Below are 21,971 nucleotides of genomic sequence, written 5' to 3'. Positions count from 1 at the left end.
AATTTTAAATATATTGATTTATAATGAATTAATGTTTTTATTTCAATTTCTGATGCAAAATCCTATCCATAAAGTCTTGCATAAAAGCTCTTAAATCGGTAATACCTTTGCGAGTAGTTTCCTCTGGAAGAATTTCTTTTAGATTTTCTTTTAAATTTTGGTCTTTTTTTGCGTAAATTCCTACTATTTCACCTTTTATATCAGCTACATATATATAATCTCCTTGTATTAGTTGATAAAAATTTCGATTGGTAACATAGGCTCTGTGAGGTTCTTCTTTAGCAAATAGACTACGACCCCAAGAGCGGAAAGGTTTTTGATAACCGGCCAAATCTACAAGGGTAGGAAATATATCAATTTGCTGAGCTAATTCGTCCGAAGTTCCCGTTTGTATTAATTCCTTACTGGGACTATAAAAAATTATTGGTATATTGAAATACGAAATTTTTTGTTTGTAATAATCATAATAAGCTGTAGAAGGGTGATCTGCAACAAATACAAATATTGTATTTTCAAACCAATCTGATTTTTGTGCCGATTCGAAAAATTTCCGTATGGAATAATCGGAATAAGCCACTGCATTTTGCATCGGCACATCTCCTTTGTTGAAAACACCTTTGTATTTTTCTGGAATTGTATAAGGTTCGTGTGATGAGAGCGTAAATACTGTTGCCAAAAAAGGAGTTTTCATTTTATCAATTTCTTTTTTAGTATATTGTAAAAAAGGCTCATCGTGTATCCCCCAACTACCATTGTGCTGACTTTCATCGTTAAATTCAGTCTTTCCAAAATAATGCTCAAATCCTATTTGTTTCGTAAATCCGCTAAATCCCATAGAGCCGTTGGTAGCTCCGTGAAAGAAAGCCGTTTTATAGCTCATTTCCCTGTAGATATTTGCAATGGAGGCTATTTCTTGTTGGGAATGTGGTGAATACGCAAGTGGTGTCTCAAATGTTGGGATTCCTGCTGTAATTGCCGAAATTCCTTCCATAGAGCGACTGGCGTTTGCATATACATTAGTAAAATAAAGTCCGTTTTGAGCTAACGAGTCCAAGAAAGGTGTATAGGATTTAAACTCAGGAATTGCTTTATCTTTATTGAATATTTCAAAATATTCATTTCCCATTCCTTCTAAAATGAACAGGACGATATTCGGCTTTTTAGTTACTTTTCGATTATATTTTTTTATAGGACGAATATTTTTAGCAATATAATCCTCCGTAGCAAAATTATAAGTTCGAAAGCTATCACTTTTTCCTAAGGTTCGGATAATACCAAAAGGAGTGTTGAGAATCAGATTGACTTGTGAGAGGTCGTTGGCAAATTTATTAGCATCGGTAATGGTAAGCGGAATAGTACCTTTTTTGAAAGGCATCCCTCGTATTCCTAACAAAAACAAGGGAGTGATAGCAAACATAAAAACTGTAGAACCAATAAAATAGCTCCATTTGTTTGAGTAAGTTTGAGGATTTATTTTATTTTTTTTGTAAAGATATATCCAAGTGAATACGCAAACTAAAAAAATAACAAAAACTGACCAATGCCTTACCAAGAATCCAAACAGAAGAGACCATTTATTATCTTCGCTAGCCGCCAACGACCATGCACTGAGCGTAAGTCGTGAGCGATTATATTCGAAAAATACAATATCTATGAAATTTAATAAGAAAGGAGGGATATTTGTCAAAAAATAGACCCAAAAAACAATTTTCTGATATTTTTTTGAAGTATTGACCCATAAAGGAAACAAACTCAATACTAAAAAGAGTAAGTTTATATAAATAATGGCAGCAGAATCGAATAGTAGCCCATAGAATGCTAATCGAAAAAATTCTGAAACATTATCAACAGAAATGAGGTCTTTATTGAATAAATAAAAGCACACTCGAGCAATAAAATAAAATAAATACACCAAAAAAAGGCGATAAAACAAGATTTTATATTCTCTTAAACGGATGTTTTTCATGACAATATCTCTTTATGGGTGTCAATATCACTGAAAACAGTTAGCTCTCAAGCGATTTATGTTTTAAATTACCTATTTTAAGAAGAAAATTCACAGAGTAGGGCTGCCATATTTTCGACTTCATTTGAATTGTAACCCTCTGTTGATAAGATAAAAATCCAAAAGTACCATTGCAGCCATAGCCTCTACGATAGGTACGGCACGAGGTACAACACAAGGATCATGCCTACCTTTACCCTGTACTGGAATCAAATTTCCACGAATATCTAAAGCTTCTTGCTCTTGCATTAATGTCGCAACCGGTTTGAAAGCAACTTTAAAATAGATATCCATTCCATTGCTGATGCCTCCTTGAATGCCACCTGAACGATTGGTTTGAGTACTTCCATCTGGATTGAAAAGATCATTGTGCTGACTGCCACGTAATTTTGTTCCCTCGAAACCACTTCCATATTCAAATCCTTTTACCGCGTTAATGGAAAGCATCGCCTTGGCTAATTGTGCGTCCAATCGGTCGAACACAGGCTCACCAAGTCCTATAGGTACATTTTGAATAACGCACATAACCGTTCCTCCAACGGTATCCCCTTCTTTACGGATTTGTTTGATGTAATCTTCCATCTGTTGAGCCAATTCTGGATCGGGACAACGAACAGCATTGGTTTCCGTTAGTGATAAGTCCAAATTAGTGTAAGGTGTTTGCAAAGCTAATTCACCTACCGATGAAACAAAAGCTGTAAAACGAATTTGATGAAGTACCTGTTTAGCGATAGCTCCTGCCACTACACGACAGGCAGTTTCACGAGCAGAACTTCGGCCACCTCCTCGATAATCACGATGTCCATACTTCTGTTGGTATACATAATCAGCGTGACTCGGACGGAAAATATCTTTAATATGGTTGTAATCTTGCGATTTTTGATTCGTATTCTCAATAATAAAGCCTATAGAAGTTCCAGTGGTCTTTCCTTCAAAAATTCCTGAAAGAAAACGCACTTCATCAGGTTCTTTACGTTGAGTAACAATGGAAGATTGCCCTGGCTTTCGTCGGTCTAATTCTTGTTGAATCAATTGAAAATCAATAGTTATTCCTGCAGGACACCCATCAATTACACCTCCTAATGCCGTTCCATGTGATTCTCCAAAAGTAGTCAGTCGGAATAATTCTCCAAATGTATTTGCGGCCATTTTTTATTTAATTTACAGAATATTCAATCATCTCTTTAATACGGTAAAAATCTTAGTAGATTATCTACACGATTTTTTTCGCTCTGAGCATTTCCCGTTTTCCAGGTGGACCTGCCAATTTTTCAACCTGAAAACCACATTGCCTCATGGCTCTTTGAACACTTCCCTTAGCAGAGTAAGTTACTAGAACGCCTTTGTTTTTCAAAGCCTTATGCATTTTTTCAAAGATAATTTCTTCCCATAATTCAGGTTGCACTCTTGCTCCAAAAGCATCGAAATATATTAAATCAAAACGATTTATATCATCAATTGTCTCAAATCGTTGTCTGCGTTTTTTAAGAGTAAAAGTCTCTGTTATAGGAATATTTGTTTCCCAATCCGATTGATGAATATGCTCAAAAATAGGATCCAGTTTTTCATTTCCAATAATTTGAGTATAGTTCATTTGTTGTGCTTCTTCCCACGAAAGCGGATAGGCTTCTATACCTTCATAATGTACTTGCAACCTCAGATTCTGATGCTCTATGTATGTTACCAAAGCATTCAATCCTGTGCCAAATCCTATTTCAAGAATCGAAATTTGTCTATTTTCAAATAATTGCAATCCATTTTTTATAAAAACATGCATTGCTTCTTGTAAAGCTCCGTGTTTAGAATGGAAATTTTCGTTCCATTCAGGGATGTGTATGGTTGTGGAACCATCTGAAGTGGTAATAACTTGTCGATTCATCGGTTACAGCACTAATTTTTCCCAATCGTTATAATGCTTTTTATCGATAATTGTTCCTTTTTTTATAGTTATCAGTCCAGGATTGGAACGAATCATCGTTTTTAAGGTTGTTTCATCGTTGTAGTAGAACTCAAAATTCAATTCATATTCCTTTATGAGTTGCTCCGATTGGTTCAAATCATATGCTAAACCGATAACAGTATATCCCGATTTTAAAGCCTTGTCAGTGATAGTTTTGATGTTTTTAAAAGCATTTCTATCTGTTTTTTCAATTTTATAACAAATCACCAAAAGCAACTTTTCTTTGCTCATCATCTCATCAAGATAATTTTCCCCTTCTTTTTCTATATAAAAATCGTGAATTGGAGGTTCATATCCTTTATCAACTAATTTAGTTTCAAAGGATATAAATTCACCATCTACTGTAGGATAACTACCTTGCGTAGTCACTATTTTTTCTTCTCCATTCACATTGAATTTCCAAAGATAATCATAAACCGCTTTTGGAGCATTTTCAGGAATCCTCATAGCCTCAGGAATGTTCACACCAATTTTATAAGGTCTAAAATCCTTTATTGGTAAATGATTATAAACTTGATATACAAATACAATACAACCAATCAACGAAACAAAAGTAACCACGAATGGCAGTTTTCTACCAATTGGTTGAATCATTTTTTGTTTCCAAAATAGGATTAAAGTTACGACAAGCAATAGAATATCTTTCCCAAATGATTGCCAAGGAGTAAATTTAATAGCATCACCGAAGCACCCACAATCAGTAACTTTGTCGTAATAAGCTGAATAAAAAGTTAAAAAACCAAAGAAAATGAGCATCAATAGCGTAGCCCAAAGAGTCAATTTTTTTAAATATCCCATCAGAATCATCACCCCCAAAAGTACTTCAGCAATGCATACAAAAATAGCAATCGCTAAAGCAAATGGCATAAAAAAAGGTAAATTGAGTACTGACTCACTAAAATATTCTTCCAGTTTAAAAGAAAATCCGATGGGATCATTAAGTTTTATTAATCCGCTAACAATAAACGTGATACCTAAAAAAAGTCGTAAAATATGGATTATAAATTTCATTACAAATATTATTTTTTTAATTCTTTGAGATGGATTAAGGCGAACACAGCATAGTTTATCATATCTTGGTAATTGGCTTCAATTCCTTCGCTGACAAGGGTTTTACCTTGGTTGTTTTCAATTTGTTTTACACGCAGAAGTTTTTGTAAAATCAAATCAGTAAGCGAACTAACACGCATATCACGCCATGCTTCGCCATAGTCATGGTTTTTTTTCTCCATCAACGAGCGAGTTTCTTCTACTTTGTTCTCATAGAGCTGTATAGCTTCCTGCGTTGATAAATCAGGTTGTTGTACCACCCCTTTTTCAATTTGAATAAGTGCCATTACGGAATAATTAATGATTCCAATAAACTCCGAAATTTCCCCTTCATCAATTTTCCGTACCGAATTTTCCTGTAAACTCCGAATACGTTGAGCCTTAATAAAAATTTGGTCAGTAAGTGAAGGTAATCTCAGAATACGCCACGCACTTCCGTAGTCAGTCATTTTATTGATAAAAAGTGACTTACATTCTGAAATCACCTGATTGTATTGTTCTATTGTGTTATTCATCGTTCATAAATAATTCACAAAGGTAATATTTTTATGAGAATAATCCATTTTTATATATTAAAATATTTGATTTTTGCTTTGATATGTATGGTATAAATCTATATCATTAATGTTCTATTTATTGAAGGATACGTATATACAAAAAAGTCGCCACTTCCCAGCGACGACTTTTCCTCATTAAAACAAAAAATTATGAAAAAAACTAAATTACTTTCCTTTTTCCATTTTGTCTTTCAGCTCTTGAAGAGCCTCTAAGTCACCCAAAGTTGATTTTTCAACATTTGTTGTTGTATTAACAGCAGCTTCCTTAGCTATTTTCTCTTCTTCTTCTCTGAAAATTGCTGTATGTGAAGCAACTACTCTTTTGAATTCTTTGTTAAATTCAATGATCTTGAAATCAGCAACATCTCCTTTTCCTAATTTCTTGCCGTCTTCTTTTTCTAAGTGACGTGTAGGAATGAAAGCTACGATGTCCTCGTTAAAATCAACAGTAGCACCTTTGTCTACTATTTTAGAAACGGTTCCATTATGGACAGTTCCAACAGCGAACTCTACTTCATATTTATCCCAAGGATTTTCTGTAGTTTGTTTGTGTCCTAATGAAAGTTTACGACCTTCAACGTCTAATTCAAGAACAACAACATCTAGTTTATCTCCAACGTTTACAAACTCAGAAGGGTGTTTTATTTTCTTAGTCCAAGATAGATCAGAAATATAAATCAATCCATCAATTCCTTCTTCTAACTCAACAAACACACCGAAGTTTGTAAAGTTACGTACAGTTCCAACATGTTTAGAACCTACAGGATATTTTGAAGCGATATTTGTCCAAGGATCAGATGTTAACTGTTTGATACCTAATGACATTTTACGCTCTTCTTTGTCCAATGTGATAACTACAGCTTCAACTTCATCACCTAAATTAACGAAGTCTTGAGCTGAACGGAGGTGCGTACTCCAAGACATTTCAGAAACATGGATAAGACCTTCAACTCCTTCAGCAACTTCAATGAAAGCACCATAGTCAGCAATTACTACTACTTTACCTTTCACCTTATCACCAACTTTCAAGTCATCGGTCAATGCGTCCCAAGGATGTTTACTTAATTGTTTCAAACCTAATTGGATACGTGATTTATTGTCATCAAAATCAAGGATAACCACGTTCAATTTTTGGTCTAATTCAACTACTTCACTTGGGTGGTTTATTCTTGACCAAGATAGATCAGTAATGTGAATCAATCCATCAACACCACCTAAGTCAACGAACACACCGTAAGAAGTTACATTTTTAACAACACCTTCTAAAACTTGACCTTTTTCAAGTTGTCCGATGATTTCTTTTTTCTGTTCTTCAATATCAGCTTCGATAAGAGCTTTGTGAGAAACAACTACGTTTTTGAATTCATGATTTACTTTTACTACCTTGAATTCCATAGTTTTATTCACAAATTGCTCATAATCACGAATTGGTTTAACATCAATTTGAGAACCTGGTAAGAATGCTTCGATTCCGAAAACATCTACAATCATACCACCTTTTGTTCTACTCTTAACAAAACCATTTACAATTTCGCCATTTTCGTGAGCTAAGTTTACGCGATCCCATGCTTTTATAGTACGAGCTTTACGATGTGAAAGCACTAATTGCCCTGTTCTGTCCTCACGGATATCAATCAAAACCTCAACTTTATCTCCTACTTTTAAGTTAGGATTGTAACGAAATTCGTTCAAAGAGATAACCCCTTCTGATTTAGCATTGATGTCGATGATTGCTTCTCTGTCAGTGATGCGAACTACTGTTCCTTCAACAACTTCATTGTCTTGAGTGTCAACAAAGTTGTTTTTCACTAAATCTTCAAAATTTTTTAATTTGTCTTCTTGAACTCCATCAATACCTTCTTGGTATTTAGCCCAATCGAAGTTTTGCAAAAACTCCTCTTTTGTTTGTTGTTGTTCAGCCATTTGCTGATAATTAAATTTGTATTCTTATGAAAATCAAGAGATTAGCAAATTTTCACTTGAATGATTAAACATTATTTTTCTCTCTTATTCTCTTGTAAATGCTATCTAAGAGCGTGCAATATTAAATATTATTTTTCTAATAACCAAAGAAATAGTATGTTTTTTGTAAAATATTTTTTTGATATTCAGTGTAATACCACATTTTCTGAGTTTTATTTGTATTATTACAAAATCAACATAGCGTCTCCGTAGGAATAAAATTTATATTTTTCTTGTACGGCTTCCTTGTATGCTTTCATAATCAAATCGTGTCCTGCAAATGCTGAAATCATCATTAATAAGGTTGATTTTGGTGTATGAAAGTTTGTTATCATGGCATCAGCAATACTAAAGTCGTGTGGTGGAAAAATAAATTTATTTGTCCATCCTACATAAGGATTTACTGTATTTTCTGATGAAACAGAACTTTCTAAAGCTCTCATTACCGTTGTTCCTACCGCACAAACTTTATTTTTACCTCGTTTGGCTTTATTGATAATCTCAGTCTGGTCTTCTAAAATGAACATCTCTTCGCTGTCCATTTTGTGTTTTGACAAATCCTCAACTTCTACGGGACTGAAAGTGCCTAAACCTACATGTAAAGTTACTTCTGCAAAATTTATTCCTTTGATTTCTAATCGTTTCATCAAATGTTTGGAGAAGTGTAATCCGGCCGTTGGAGCTGCAACAGCTCCTTCGTGTTTCGCGTAAATAGTTTGGTAGCGCTCTTCATCTTCAGGTTCAACGGCTCTTGAAATATATTTTGGAAGTGGTGTTTGACCTAATTCTGTAAGTTTATTTCTGAATTCTTCGTAAGAACCATCATATAAAAAGCGGAGTGTACGTCCTCGGGAAGTAGTGTTATCAATTACTTCAGCAACCAAACTGTCGTCTTTTCCGAAGTATAATTTATTTCCAATACGTATTTTTCGAGCAGGATCTACAAGCACATCCCATAAACGCTGGTCTGCATTCAATTCACGAAGTAAAAACACTTCAATTTTTGCTTTTGTTTTCTCTTTATTACCATAGAGCCGAGCAGGAAAAACTTTGGTGTTGTTCAGTACAAAAACGTCACCATCGTCAAAATAATCGATGACATCTTTAAAAAGTTTATGCTCAATCAATCCTGTTTTTCGATGTACAACCATCAAACGTGCTTCATCGCGATTTTCACTCGGATATTCAGCCAATAATTCTTTAGGTAATTCAAAATTAAAATTTGATAATTTCATTGTGTGATGTATAAAACCGTATATTTTTTCATAAAAAGTCTGCAAATATACGTTTTCAAAATAGGCTTTGTCAAGTAATTATAAGATTATTTCTCAAGTGTAATGTTAAGCAATTGAAATTTAATATTTTATCTTATTATTTTCTCTCTATTCTTTAAAACTTGATATCAAACCCGTACTTTTGCGGAATGCACGTTTTAGGTTCCTATCTGACCTGATAATCCCAATGTTTTCGTCAGATAAAGGAACAAAAACCAATGTGAGTGTTCCAAATGAAGCTATCATGATTACTGTTATCCATTTCTACAATTAGGTATCACCTTGATCTTTGTAGGATGCAAAAGTAACTACAGAACTGTAAGAGAATTTCGAGCCGATTCATACGGCAGTCAGAAATTTCTGAATGTCCCCAGCTCCTAATCTGTACTCTTCAAAAGTTAGCTTTTGTTTCCGTACGAACAAAATAGTGTTTTTTTGAAATATTTTGAGTTGTTGTGATTTAGAATCTTAAAGCAGGGATTCTAAGGAATAGTAAATTCATTTTAAATGTTTTTCCGATTTAATTCGAATCAATCTTTTTAGTCTTGTTTCAATGTATAAATTCAGTTAAGCAAAACATCTTTCGCCTATAAAATACAGCATTTTCGGATTTTAATTCGAGCTGAAGAGACCTCCATTGTTCTGAAAGACAATTATTTTTATCTTAAATCCGTAAGTAACATCGTTAAATAATTCGGATTGACTCCATTTCAATAATAAATACATATTTATTTTTTCAGTTCATTATTTATTTTCATATTTGTACTTTTGTGTTGAAACATAGTAAGCGAAGGCTTAGTATGTGAAACCAAAATTGCCTCCACAAGGTCGGCGAATTTCATTTCAAGGCTGTGGATACTTCACTAAAAATTAACTCTCATATACTCCGCAGAGCGGACTTTGTCTCCAATGCCGATAGAAATCACCGAAAAACATTGAAAATCAAAATCTAATAGATAAAAAAGATATGTAGTTAAATACTGAAATTGGTTTCTTTTTTCTCAATAATTAAGAAAGTTATTTCCTTTTGACAGAATACTAACTACCATGATTTTCGTAGTCTTTGCCGTTGCTCAAATGGGTGAAAAGACAATTCAGTAGTATGCCAGAGAACAAAAAATTGCACTTCGAGTTTGAGTCTGCACGACAATCTTTTTTATGAATAACTTGTAACTTTTAGATATTCTTCTTACCTTTGAGCGATTTATTTATCAAAAAATATATGGAAACTGTAAAAAATTATATTGAAGAAAACAAAGAACGATTTATTGATGAACTGATTCAACTTCTTAAAATTCCGTCGATTAGTGCCGACTCAGCATATTCGCAAGATGTAATAAACACAGCTGAAGCTGTGAAAAATGCTTTAGAAAAAGCAGGATGTGATACAGTCGAGATATGTGACACCCCAGGTTATCCAATTGTGTATGGTGAGAAAATCATAGACCCTGCATTGCCTACTGTTTTGGTGTATGGTCACTATGACGTACAACCTGCTGATCCTATTGATTTGTGGCATTCTGATCCTTTTGAGCCAGTGATTAAAACCACTGAAAAACATCCACAAGGGGCTATTTTTGCTCGTGGAGCTTGTGATGACAAGGGGCAGATGTATATGCACGTTAAAGCCTTGGAATATATGGTGAAAACGGGTAATTTACCTTGCAATGTGAAATTTATGATTGAAGGAGAAGAAGAGGTAGGTTCTGAAAGTTTGGGTTGGTTCGTAAAACGCAATCACGAAAAACTCAAAAACGACATTATTTTGATTTCCGATACAGGGATGATTGCTAATGATACACCTTCAATCACGACAGGGCTTCGTGGTATCAGCTATGTTGAGGTAGAAGTTACTGGACCTAATCGCGATTTGCATTCAGGGCTCTATGGCGGAGCTGTAGCAAATCCGATAAATATTTTGACAAAAATGATTGCTTCTTTACATGATGAAAATAAGCGAGTTACCATACCAGGATTCTATGATAAAGTAGAAGAACTCTCACAAGAGGAACGCAATGAAATGGCAAAAGCACCTTTTTCATTGGAGAATTATAAAAAAGCCTTGGACATTGAAGATGTTTATGGAGAGGAAGGCTATTCAACTAACGAACGCAACTCCATTCGTCCTACTTTGGATGTAAATGGTATTTGGGGAGGATATATTGGTGAGGGAGCTAAGACCGTTATTCCGAGTAAGGCATATGCTAAAATATCAATGCGATTAGTACCTAATCAAAATTGGGAAGAGATTACACAACTGTTCAAAGAGCATTTTGAGAGTATTGCTCCTGCAGGAGTCAAAGTGACTGTAAAGCCACATCATGGAGGACAAGGATATGTAACGCCTACAAATTCAGTAGGGTATCAGGCGGCAGCAAAGGCCTATAAGCAATCTTTTGGTAAAGACCCAATTCCTGTGCGTTCAGGAGGAAGTATTCCGATTGTAGCTCTTTTTGAAAAAGAATTAGGTAGTAAATCTATTTTGATGGGGTTTGGTTTGGATAGTGATGCGATTCACTCGCCTAATGAACATTTTGGAGTTTTCAACTTCTTAAAAGGAATTGAAACTATACCATGGTTTTACCATTTTTTTGCGAAACCTAACGAATAGGTGTGATTTTAAAATGTTATAATTCAAAACTTTATAAGATTGTATAAAAACATCTTTGTAGGAATTGCGTGTCTATTTATTGATTTCGATTGTGGTCTATTTTTGATATGCGATTTCTACAAGGGTGTTTTCGTTGGGTGACTTTACAATATTGATACATTCAGTAAATAAGCAATAAAAGGATTTTAAGCCTTGAAGCAGCATTGAATCCGTAATTCAATAAATCATAAAACTTAAAAATATGGCAGAGTTTATACGTATTTATAATGACAATCCGAATGAGAAAGAGATAGCTAAGGTGGTGGAGATTCTCCGCGAAGGTGGATTAGTTATTTATCCAACAGACACGGTCTATGGATTGGGATGTGACATTACTAACACCAAGGCTTTGGAAAAAATAGCTCGTTTCAAAGGAATAAAGTTGGAGAAAGCAAATTTTTCATTTGTTTGTGCCGATTTAAGCAATCTTTCTGATTATGTTAAGCAGATTGATAGTTCTACGTTTAAAATATTAAAGAAAGCTTTGCCTGGGCCTTATACATTTATTCTTCCCGGTAGTAATAATCTTCCGAAAGATTTTAAGAAGAAAAAGACGGTAGGAATCCGTATTCCCGATAATAATATAGCCCGTATCATCGTTGAAAGGCTTGGAAACCCGATTGTGTCCACTTCTATCTATGATGAGGATGATTTGATTGAGTATACTACCGACCCTGAACTTATTTTTGAAAAATGGCAAAACAGGGTCGATGCCGTTATCGACGGAGGATACGGTGATAACGTGGCTTCAACCGTTATAGATTTATCAGGTGATGAACCCGTTGTAGTTCGTGAGGGCAAGGGAAGTGTAGACATTTTTTAATATCTACACTTCAATACTAACTGATTTATTACCTGTATTTTTACCTTCTTCAAAGTAAAAATCAATACGCCCCAACTGAATTCCAAAGCAACCCACTTGGTTTACTAAGGTGGTGTTTCCCTTTTTGTTTGTTACTAAAGTAGGCTCAGTTAAGAACGTATGTGTATGTCCGCCTATGATGAGGTCTATATGTGACGTTTCTTCTGCAATTTTAAGGTCGTAGATTTGATTTTTTCTATCTACGTAATCATATCCTAAATGGGAAAGACAAATTACTAAGTCACATTTTTCTTCTTCTTTGAGTTTACGCTCCATATCCAATGCGATTTCCAAAGGATCTAAATAAACAGTTTCTTTGTAATTCTGTTTGCTGACCAAATTTTCTAATTTTACCCCCAGTCCGAAAACTCCAATGCGAACACCATCAACCACATACACTTTGTAAGGATTTGTGTGTCCGTCCATTAGAGTATTTGAAAAATCGTAGTTTGAGATTAAGAAATCAAATTTAGCATGAGGCAACTGAGCGTACAGTCCATCAATTCCATTATCAAAATCATGGTTCCCAATGGTAGAGGCGTTGTATCCCATCATGGACATTAACTTAAATTCGAGTTCTCCTCCATAGAAATTGAAGTAAGGAGTTCCTTGAAAAATATCTCCAGCATCAAACAGTAATGTGTTTGGGTTTTCACGACGAATTTGTTCAACTAAATAAGCCCTTCGTGCTACGCCTCCACGATTTGGGTTCTTAGGAGCATTGGCAGGTTGTGGGTCGATATGGCTATGCGTATCGTTTGTATGTAAAATAGTGATTTTCTTTATATTATCAGGCTTCATTGCTAACGACAAACCTCCCAACCCCACAAATAAGGACGAAGCTCCCACATTGCGTATAAAAACTCTTCTCTTCATAATTTCTTTTCTATGATTGCGATTCTGCTATTTACAATTTATTTTGTAGTTGAAAAATTTTGTGTTCTGACCAAAGTCATCTACCGCAAAGGTATGAATTTATTGTAGAAAATTCAATAAGTACTTTTGTTTTTTTTATGTTTTCTTTTTGAAAGCGTCGTTTACGGGTTATTTTTCCTTAAATCGAATGGACACTAAAAAGTAATGCGGAATGAGAAAGTGCGTACCGAAACGTTCGGGAGCAATATCTGACTGGGCAACTTCACAGTATGAGCCAGAGCCATCAGGATTGATTTTCGGGGTAATGATAGCAAAAATAGCAGTAGCTTTATTGGTGTCAGACGTAAAAAACCATTCATTTGATGAACCAAAGAAATCCTTTAAAACGTACATATCCGATTCACTTTTCAAATCAAAATATACTTTTTTACTACCAAAGCGTTCACCTCGCAAAAATCCTTTAAATTTACCGTCTGCCATTTTAAAGAAGAATGTAAGGGGCAAAGTATTGGATTGATTTCTGAAATAATCAGACTCCGAACCATCAAATAGTGTTTCTGTTCTTACAAGGTTTCCGTTTTCATACTCTGAAATTGTAACTTCATAATGTTTGCCTTTGATAGTAGCCCCGTGAAAGGTAAGGGTTTGGATGTAGATATTTTCAAAATCTAATAAAACTTGTACCTCTTTGTTTTCACTGCCATAGACGGAAGTTACTTTTATTTTTTCCTGTCCGAAAGTAATGCTTAAAAAGGCGATGCATAGTAAAAATGTAAATCTCTTCATAAAATATTTAGGTATTGTTGTATAAATCGTTGATAATTAAATAATAAGGTTGTGATTTTGTGAAATATAAATAACGGTAGAGTCACGCTCCACAGATTCTTAAAGCACAAATATAGTAAAAAAGGTGCCAAATCCTATAGAAAACAGAATTGTATTCGTAAAGAATTTCACTGACAATTTATATGTAACCATAATTTGTTTTGTAAAGATAGTCTACTAATGATTTACCGAAATATTTTATTTTTTCGTTATATTGCTCAAATTAAGAAGATTATCTTCAAAAAGTGTTGTCGTTTCTGGTTTGTTTTAATGTACAAATCAAATTTAAATAATCGTTTTACAAAACTTTACTAATGCTAAAATACTAATGTTATGATTGTATTGTTTTTTTATATTTCATCTGATTTATTGTTCTGTAAATCAATCAATAATAAAAAAGTTAAATCCAAATATCGACAAAAAAATGTCAAAAAAAATTGTTTTTACCACTTTTTATTGTTACTTTGCGTGTTGATTTTAAAATTTTGAGCAAAATGAATGAAGTTACCCGTTTGTTTGATATTCCGTATTATCAGCTAAAAAACTTTCCTTTGGAAGATGCTTTCGTAACAAAATACGACGGAAAATGGGAAAAAACGTCCACTGAAACCTATATTCAAAAAATAAATCAAGTTAGTCGAGGTTTGCTACGTTTAGGAGTGGAAAAAGATGATAAAATAGCAGTCATTTCATCCAATAATCGCACTGAGTGGCACGTTTTAGATATGGGTATTTTGCAAATAGGTGCTCAAAACGTACCCGTCTATCCAACTATTTCATTGGAAGATTACGAATATATCTTCAATCACGCAGAATGTAAATATTGCTTTGTTTCTGATAAACAATTGCTTGATAAAATTACCTCAATTCAAGATAAATTACCTCATTTGAAAGGGATTTACACCTTTGACACTGTTCCTTATGCACACAGTTGGAAAGAAATTTTAAACTTGGGTGTTGATGAAAATAACCAACCCGAAGTTGAAAATTATAAAAAACAAATTCATGGAACAGATTTAGCTACCATCATATACACTTCAGGAACAACAGATCGTCCGAAAGGAGTGATGTTGTCACATAAAAACATAATTTCCAATGTGTTAAACTGTGAAGACAGGCTTCCCATAAAAGCAGGTTCTCGTTGTTTGAGTTTTTTGCCTGTATGCCATATTTTTGAACGTATGCTGACATATTTCTATCAGTATAATTTCATGCGAATTCATTTTGCTGAATCCATTGAAAAAATGGGAGAAAATATTAAGGAAGTAAAACCTCATTTGATGACAGTCGTTCCGCGTTTACTTGAAAAGGTATATGATAAGATTTATACCAAAGGTACGGAACTCTCTGGCATTAAAAAGAAATTATTTTTCTGGGCGTTGGATTTGGGGTTTGCATATAAACCTTATGGAGCGAATGGTTTTTGGTATGGTTTTAAATTGGGAATTGCTCGTAAATTGATATTCAAAAAGTGGCAGGAGGCCTTGGGGGGAGAACTGCAATTGATTGTATCGGGAAGTGCCGCATTACAAAATCGTTTAAATCGAGTATTTTGTGCTGCAGGATTGAATATCGTTGAAGGATATGGACTTACAGAAACATCTCCCGTAATTTCTGTGAATCGAAAATCAGGTAAATATTTGAAAATAGGCACTGTAGGAAAACCTATCAACAATGTTGAGGTGAAAATTGCTGAAGACGGCGAAATTCTTTGTAAAGGAGACAACGTGATGTTAGGTTACTTTAAAGATCCTCAAATGACTGCACAGGCTATTGTTGATGGTTATTTCCATACAGGAGATATTGGGGAGTTGGACAAAGAAGGATTTTTAAAAATCACCGACCGTAAGAAAGAAATTTTCAAAACATCGGGAGGAAAGTACATTACGCCACAACGCATTGAAAGTCTTTTGAAACAATCCAGATTCATTGAACAAGCTATGGTGGTGGGTGAGGGAGAAAAGATGCCTGCGGCAATCATTCAATTGAATTTCCCTTTTGTGAAAGAATGGGCAAAACGCCGTGGAATTAATCTTGAAAGTAGCAATGAGAAAATAATAGCCAACAAAAAATTATTTGACCGAATTAGAAAAGAGGTTGAGCGGGCTAACGAGTACTTGGGACAATGGGAGAAGATCAAAGTTTTTGGACTTACACCCGATGAGTGGAGCATTGACGCAGGGCATCTGACCCCAACTTTGAAACTAAAACGTCGTATTATTAAAGAAAAATATTCCGAACTTTATAAATCGTTCTACGCTTAGTTTAAAAGTTTAACGACCAACAAATAGAGTTTTACCTGAATTTCTAGCTGGTAAAGATTTTTGTATGCAAAGATAGTATACAATCTCAAGCCAACTACAAGAAAATATAACAACTGTACGTGAAAGAGATAACCGATATTTCCAAATTCAAAGCTTCCAAGGGAAGTGTTATTACCATCGGAACATTTGATGGGGTGCATTTGGGGCATCAAAAAATTATTCGAAAGTTGGTGGAAGAAGCTAACCAAAGAGATTGGTACTCAACCATTTTTACTTTTTTTCCACATCCGAGAATGGTAGTACAACACTGTAATGATTTGAAATTGATCTATACCTTGGAAGAGAAAAGTCAGAAGTTGTCTACGTTAGGTATAGACCAATTGATAACCCATCCGTTTGATGAAAAATTTTCACAAATGTCGGCTCGGGAATTTGTGGAGGAGTTTTTAATTAAAACTCTGAATATGAAAAAAGTAGTGATTGGGTACGATCATCGCTTTGGGCGAAATCGAACAGCTGATATTGATGATATGCGTCAATTTGGAGTACAATACGGCTTTGAAGTAGAAGAAATTTCAGCAAAGGAAATAAACGAAGTATCGGTTAGTTCTACCAAAATACGCGAAGCCTTAGCTCAAGGCGATGTGAAGAAAGCATGGGACTACCTTGGAAGCCCTTTTTTGATTACCGGACAAGTTGTTCACGGCATGAAACTTGGTAGGGAAATAGGTTTCCCCACAGCTAATATTCAGGTAGATTTTCCGTACAAGCTAATTCCCAAAGATGGTATTTACATCGTTTATAGCATCATCAGTGGCAAAAAGATATATGGCATGATGAGTATCGGAAAGAATCCAACTATACCAGGCAAAGAGCCTTCTATGGAAGTGTTTTTCTTTGATTTTGATAAGGATATATACGGAGAAACCCTACAAATCTATTTTTTACAATACCATCGCACTGAACAAAAATTTGATTCAATAGAAGCATTAAAAGCTCAGTTGCAACAAGATGAAATTATTTCGAGGAAGTTTATCAGCACCTTAAAAGATTTCTAAATAATCGTTTTTTCGCAGAATTTGATTTTGTTGATATTATATACTTCAAGAATCCAAATTTTAGAAGTTCTGTATCTCTATTTTTTAAAATAAACTTTTGAAAAATAAGGTCAGTTAGCACAAGAATTTGTCTTCGTTGTTGAATGTTATGGTTAAATAAGCAACATTATGAAAGCAACCTATATTGTAAAAGCCTATCGTACGGCTGTTGGAAAAGCTCCTCGTGGATTGCTTCGTTTCAAGCGTCCGGACGAGTTAGCGGCTGAAACTATTGCCTATATGATTTCACAAATGACTGATTTTGATAAAACTATGATTGATGATGTCATTGTAGGGAGTGCTGTTCCCGAGGCAGAGCAAGGGCTAAATGTGGGAAGGATTATTTCCTTAATGGGTTTGCAGACCGACCAAGTGCCTGGGATGACCATTAATCGATATTGTGCATCGGGACTAGAAAGTGTTGCTATTGCAATGGCAAAAATTCAGTCTGGTATGGCAGACTGCATCATAGCGGGAGGCGTGGAAAGTATGAGTTATATCCCTTTTGGAGGATACCGTCCTTCACCTGATTATAAATCAGTTATGCAAGGGAATGAAGATTTCTATTGGGGAATGGGACTTACCGCCGAAAAAGTAGCTTGTCAGTTTAATATCTCGCGAGAAGATCAAGATATGTTCGCGTTTCAATCGCATCAAAAGGCAGTCAAAGCTCTGACCGAAAAACGATTTGAGGGTCAGATAGCACCTATTCAAGTAGAGGAAGTGCTACTTAGAAATGGGATTCGTACCGCACGAACATACACCTTTAAAACTGATGAAGGGCCACGTAGTGATACCTCATTAGAGGCATTAGCAAAACTAAAACCTGTTTTTGCAAAAGGAGGTAGTGTTACGGCAGGAAACTCTTCCCAAACAAGTGATGGAGCTGCTTTTTTGTTGCTGATGAGTGAGGAATTAGTCAAAAAACTGAATATTAATCCTATAGCTCGATTGATAACATATGCCGTTGCAGGTGTACCACCAAGTATTATGGGGATTGGGCCTGTTAAAGCTATTCCTAAGGCTTTGAAACAATCTGGGTTACAACTCAGTGACATTCAAATGATTGAGTTGAATGAGGCCTTTGCGGCACAAACCTTAGCAGTAATTCGAGAATTGGATTTGAATCCTGAAATTATTAATGTGAATGGGGGAGCGATAGCTTTAGGACATCCGTTAGGGTGTACGGGAGCAAAACTCTCAGTGCAACTATTTGATGAAATGAAACGCCGTAACCAGAAGTATGGAATGGTTTCTATGTGTGTCGGTACAGGTCAGGGAGCAGCCGGAATTTTTGAGGTTTTTTAGGAGTTAAATATTTTCTGAAATATGATGGATATATTTTCTGACATAACTATTGAAAATCAGCAAGTTAATTTACATTTGCCCAATGGAATTTCTTTGTATTTAAAACGAGAAGACAAAAATCATCCGTTTGTATCAGGGAATAAACTTAGGAAGTTGAAATACAATATTTTAGAAGCTAAAAAACAGCAAAAAAATACATTACTCACTTTCGGAGGAGCTTATTCTAATCATATTGCCGCTACTGCTGCTGCAGGACAGTTGATGGGATTGAAAACCATCGGTGTGATTCGTGGGGAAGAGTTGTGCGACAAAATTCATGAAAATCCAACTCTAAGATTTGCACAGCGTTGTGGTATGGAATTTCGATTTGTAACCCGAACTGAATATCGATTAAAAGACAGCTTAGAGTTTTTAAATAATTTGTTACACAATTATGGTACAGATGTTTATGTGTTACCAGAGGGAGGGACAAACATTCTGGCTGTACAGGGTTGTCAAGAAATTTTGATTTCCGATGATGCTTCATTTGATGTAATTTGCACAGCCGTTGGTACGGGAGGAACTATGGCAGGATTGATAAACAGCAGTTTTCCACATCAGAAGGTTTTGGGGTTTCCTGCTTTGAAAGGAAAATTTTTAGAAGAAGTCATTAAAAAATATGTTTCAAAAAACAATTGGAAGCTCATACACGATTACCATTTTGGCGGATATGCAAAGATTAACGATGATTTAATACGATTTTTGAATAACTTTAACGAAAAAACGAATATTTCTTTAGACCCAATTTATGTGGGTAAAATGATTTTTGCTATTTTTGCCCTCGCAAACCGGGGGTATTTTGAACCGAATACAAAAATACTTGCGATTCACACAGGAGGTTTGCAAGGAATTGCAGGATTTAATGAGAGGAGATTAAGGAAAAGTAAAGAAATCTTGAATTATGTTTAAAAAAATACTATTTTTGTTGGCGTTTTTGTCGATTTTAGTGTCTTGTTCTTCAAGATATTACAAAAATCCGAAAAATCCCAAAAAAGTAACTCATCGAGGACAACGTCCTATGCCTAAAAATATTGACAAGAAGACTAGAGAACTTGTCAATGAGAAATTAAAGAAATACGAAAGTTCGGAGGAAATATATCACGAAATTCCACCAGCAATGCCTGTGACAACTGCTGTAACACTCAAATATATAGAGGATTACAAAGAAATTTCAATGGTAGAAATGCAACGTTATAGAATTCCAGCAAGTATTACTTTAGCTCAAGGAATCTTAGAAAGTGCTTCAGGGCAAGGACGTTTAGCACGGTATGGCAATAATCATTTCGGAATCAAGTGTCATTCTGCTTGGAAAGGTAAAACGATTACTCATGATGATGATGAAAAGGGAGAATGTTTCCGCCGTTATAAATATGCTTTTGAATCGTTTGAAGACCATTCACAGTTTCTGGTAAATCGCAGTCGCTATGCTTCGTTGTTCACTTTAGCTATCAACGATTATGAAAAATGGGCTCATGGACTCAAAAAAGCAGGATATGCCACCGATCCTCAATATGCTCAAAAGTTGATTGCTATCATTAAGCGTTATAAACTCTATGAGTATGACAATCTTGTGATCAAGGCTGATAATCAAGGGATTGCTATTACAGACGCTTTGCGTACCCAACAGACTCAAAAAGACAGCGTTAAGGCAGTTGAGCCAGTAGTTGAGCCAGTAGAGACATTTGCAAAACCATCAACTGAAGGAAGTCCAGTTTACTATGTGGTACAAGCAGGGGATACGCTTTACAAAATTTCGAGAGAACAAAAAGTGCCTGTTAACCAGATTATGAAACTTAATAATTTGAATGACATTACAAGTAATAATTTACAAGTAGGTCAGGAATTGAGGTTAAATTAAATTCATGAATTTCAGACAATTAAAAGAGTATCTTGTCTATAAATTAAATGAGAAATACGAATCGAGGGAACTACAATCCCTCTATTTTCTTTTGTTAGAATTTTATACGAATTCTTCTCGAACTGAAGTACATCTGTATCCCGATAAAGATCTTTCTGTCGATGAAAAGCAGCGTATTTTGACCGCAATTGATGAACTCTTCATTGAAAAACCGATTCAATATATTTTTGGAGAAACTTTCTTCTTTGGAAATCGTTTCTTTGTAAATGAAGATGTACTGATTCCACGGCAGGAAACCGAGGAGTTGGTAGCTTGGATTCTTGATGAAACTTCTGAAAATCAACAATACAATATATTGGATATAGGGTGTGGCAGTGGGTGTATTTCTATTTCAATTGCTAAAGAAAGACCTGCTTCAAAGATTAGTGCCTTGGATATTTCACAAAAGGCTCTTAGTATAGCTCAAAAAAATGCAATAGAAAATGTAGTTTCTGTTCGTTTTATACATCAAGATATTTTACAAACAGACACCCTGTTACATACATACGACATTATCGTGTCGAATCCCCCATATGTTCGCAATTTGGAAAAACAAGAAATGAAGCAAAATGTATTGGGTTATGAACCTGATTTGGCTTTGTTTGTAAGCGATGAAAATCCACTTATCTTCTACGAGAAAATAGCTGATTTGGCTCAGAAATCACTAGCCCCCAAGGGAAAACTTTTTTTTGAAATTAATCAATATTTAGGAATTGAGACTGTTAACATGTTATATGCCAAAGGCTTTTCCGAGGTTCAATTGCGTAACGATTTGCATGGCAATCCAAGGATGATAAAGGCTATGTTATAGCTTTTTTTCGTAACAGTTAATATAGTTGTTTGCGGTATGCGTCTATTGCTTTTTTTACTGAACCATTTTCTTTTAAAAGTTGTTCAGCAATGGGGTAATCTATTTGGAGTTCATCCATAACAAATCGGATACCTCTATCCACTAATTTGTGGTTGTTTAATTGCATATTGACCATTTTATTACCTTTCACCCGACCAATTTTAATCATAAGAGCGGTTGAGATCATGTTAAGTACTAACTTTTGAGAAGTACCACTTTTCATTCGAGTGCTTCCTGTGACAAATTCAGCACCTACATTTATTTCGATAGGAATATCGACCTCTTTGGAAAGCGGAGCGTTTGGATTATTGATGATACAAGCTGTGAGCAATCCATTTTTACGGGCTTCTCGTACGCCACCAATCACGTAAGGAGTACTTCCAGAAGCAGCTATACCAATTACACAATCGTTTGGAGTAGGGGAGTATGGAGTAATGTCTTTCCAAGCCTGTAAAGGATCGTCTTCAGCAAATTCGACAGCTTTTCGGATAGCGG

18 protein-coding genes are annotated in these 21,971 nt (G+C 35.0%); 8 read left to right on the top strand and 10 right to left on the bottom strand.

Translation table 11 applies throughout. The features are described 5' to 3' along the window. Nucleotides 1-37: 37 nt before the first annotated feature. The 7 genes from CCAND38_RS03330 to queA form a co-directional block, all read right to left on the bottom strand. Nucleotides 38-1,966 (bottom strand): LTA synthase family protein, encoded by a 1,929-nt coding sequence (locus tag CCAND38_RS03330; RefSeq protein WP_042343879.1) that lies wholly within the window; start codon nucleotides 1,964-1,966, stop codon nucleotides 38-40. A 120-nt stretch (nucleotides 1,967-2,086) separates the two neighbouring features. Then, nucleotides 2,087-3,154, bottom strand: a complete 1,068-nt coding sequence (gene aroC, locus CCAND38_RS03325) for a chorismate synthase (RefSeq protein ID WP_042008558.1) — start codon at nucleotides 3,152-3,154, stop codon at nucleotides 2,087-2,089. 64 nt (nucleotides 3,155-3,218) lie between these two features. Beyond that, nucleotides 3,219-3,884, bottom strand: a complete 666-nt coding sequence (gene mnmC2 / locus CCAND38_RS03320) for a tRNA (5-methylaminomethyl-2-thiouridine)(34)-methyltransferase MnmC2 (RefSeq protein WP_042343878.1) — start codon at nucleotides 3,882-3,884, stop codon at nucleotides 3,219-3,221. A gap of 3 nt (nucleotides 3,885-3,887) precedes the next feature. Next, nucleotides 3,888-4,976, bottom strand: coding sequence for a BT_3928 family protein (locus CCAND38_RS03315; RefSeq protein ID WP_042343877.1), 1,089 nt, complete (start codon nucleotides 4,974-4,976; stop codon nucleotides 3,888-3,890). 8 nt (nucleotides 4,977-4,984) lie between these two features. Next, nucleotides 4,985-5,530 carry a DUF1599 domain-containing protein gene (locus tag CCAND38_RS03310; protein WP_042008562.1) on the bottom strand — a complete coding sequence of 182 codons (546 nt, stop codon included), beginning with the start codon at nucleotides 5,528-5,530 and terminating at the stop codon, nucleotides 4,985-4,987. A 207-nt stretch (nucleotides 5,531-5,737) separates the two neighbouring features. Continuing rightward, complete coding sequence (gene rpsA / locus CCAND38_RS03305) at nucleotides 5,738-7,495, bottom strand: 30S ribosomal protein S1 (RefSeq protein ID WP_042008563.1); 1,758 nt, start codon at nucleotides 7,493-7,495, stop codon at nucleotides 5,738-5,740. Between the two features lie 224 nt (nucleotides 7,496-7,719). After that, complete coding sequence (gene queA / locus CCAND38_RS03300) at nucleotides 7,720-8,769, bottom strand: tRNA preQ1(34) S-adenosylmethionine ribosyltransferase-isomerase QueA (protein WP_042008564.1); 1,050 nt, start codon at nucleotides 8,767-8,769, stop codon at nucleotides 7,720-7,722. Between the two features lie 1,261 nt (nucleotides 8,770-10,030). Between queA and CCAND38_RS03295 the strand changes: the two genes are divergently transcribed. Together CCAND38_RS03295 and CCAND38_RS03290 are read left to right on the top strand one after the other, a co-directional pair. Beyond that, nucleotides 10,031-11,419 (top strand): dipeptidase, encoded by a 1,389-nt coding sequence (locus tag CCAND38_RS03295; protein WP_042343876.1) that lies wholly within the window; start codon nucleotides 10,031-10,033, stop codon nucleotides 11,417-11,419. Between the two features lie 241 nt (nucleotides 11,420-11,660). Next, nucleotides 11,661-12,281, top strand: coding sequence for an L-threonylcarbamoyladenylate synthase (locus tag CCAND38_RS03290; RefSeq protein ID WP_042343875.1), 621 nt, complete (start codon nucleotides 11,661-11,663; stop codon nucleotides 12,279-12,281). A 3-nt stretch (nucleotides 12,282-12,284) separates the two neighbouring features. On the opposite strand, the gene CCAND38_RS03285 is transcribed toward CCAND38_RS03290, so the two are convergent. Then, on the bottom strand, nucleotides 12,285-13,196 hold the full coding sequence (locus tag CCAND38_RS03285) for a bifunctional metallophosphatase/5'-nucleotidase (protein WP_042343874.1): 912 nt from the start codon (nucleotides 13,194-13,196) through the stop codon (nucleotides 12,285-12,287). Nucleotides 13,197-13,364: 168 nt separating this feature from the next. Further along, a complete protein-coding gene (locus tag CCAND38_RS03280; protein ID WP_042343873.1) occupies nucleotides 13,365-13,982 on the bottom strand; it encodes a hypothetical protein in 618 nt (205 codons plus the stop codon). A gap of 533 nt (nucleotides 13,983-14,515) precedes the next feature. Between CCAND38_RS03280 and CCAND38_RS03275 the strand changes: the two genes are divergently transcribed. The 6 genes from CCAND38_RS03275 (at nucleotide 14,516) to prmC (ending at nucleotide 21,437) form a co-directional block, all read left to right on the top strand. Then, a complete protein-coding gene (locus tag CCAND38_RS03275; protein ID WP_042343872.1) occupies nucleotides 14,516-16,285 on the top strand; it encodes an AMP-dependent synthetase/ligase in 1,770 nt (589 codons plus the stop codon). A gap of 119 nt (nucleotides 16,286-16,404) precedes the next feature. Then, on the top strand, nucleotides 16,405-17,343 hold the full coding sequence (locus CCAND38_RS03270; protein ID WP_042343871.1) for a bifunctional riboflavin kinase/FAD synthetase: 939 nt from the start codon (nucleotides 16,405-16,407) through the stop codon (nucleotides 17,341-17,343). A gap of 168 nt (nucleotides 17,344-17,511) precedes the next feature. Beyond that, the gene (locus CCAND38_RS03265) at nucleotides 17,512-18,690 is read left to right on the top strand and encodes an acetyl-CoA C-acyltransferase (protein ID WP_042008575.1); all 1,179 of its coding nucleotides are present in this window, start codon (nucleotides 17,512-17,514) and stop codon (nucleotides 18,688-18,690) included. A gap of 21 nt (nucleotides 18,691-18,711) precedes the next feature. Then, complete coding sequence (locus CCAND38_RS03260; RefSeq protein WP_042343870.1) at nucleotides 18,712-19,638, top strand: 1-aminocyclopropane-1-carboxylate deaminase/D-cysteine desulfhydrase; 927 nt, start codon at nucleotides 18,712-18,714, stop codon at nucleotides 19,636-19,638. After that, nucleotides 19,631-20,587: a glucosaminidase domain-containing protein gene (locus tag CCAND38_RS03255; protein ID WP_042008578.1), complete on the top strand. Its 957-nt coding sequence runs from the start codon at nucleotides 19,631-19,633 to the stop codon at nucleotides 20,585-20,587. Before CCAND38_RS03260 ends, CCAND38_RS03255 begins: the two co-directional genes overlap by 8 nt. 4 nt (nucleotides 20,588-20,591) lie before the next feature. Beyond that, nucleotides 20,592-21,437 (top strand): peptide chain release factor N(5)-glutamine methyltransferase, encoded by an 846-nt coding sequence (prmC, locus tag CCAND38_RS03250; RefSeq protein WP_042343869.1) that lies wholly within the window; start codon nucleotides 20,592-20,594, stop codon nucleotides 21,435-21,437. 16 nt (nucleotides 21,438-21,453) lie between these two features. Here the strand turns inward: prmC and CCAND38_RS03245 are convergent. Continuing rightward, a partial coding sequence (locus tag CCAND38_RS03245) for an N-acetylmuramic acid 6-phosphate etherase (RefSeq protein WP_042343868.1) occupies nucleotides 21,454-21,971 on the bottom strand: 518 nt, incomplete at its 5' end.

Origin of the sequence: Capnocytophaga canis (assembly GCF_000827555.1) — a bacterium.
Taxonomy (GTDB): domain Bacteria; phylum Bacteroidota; class Bacteroidia; order Flavobacteriales; family Flavobacteriaceae; genus Capnocytophaga; species Capnocytophaga canis.
This window is presented reverse-complemented; position numbering and strand designations above follow the sequence as displayed.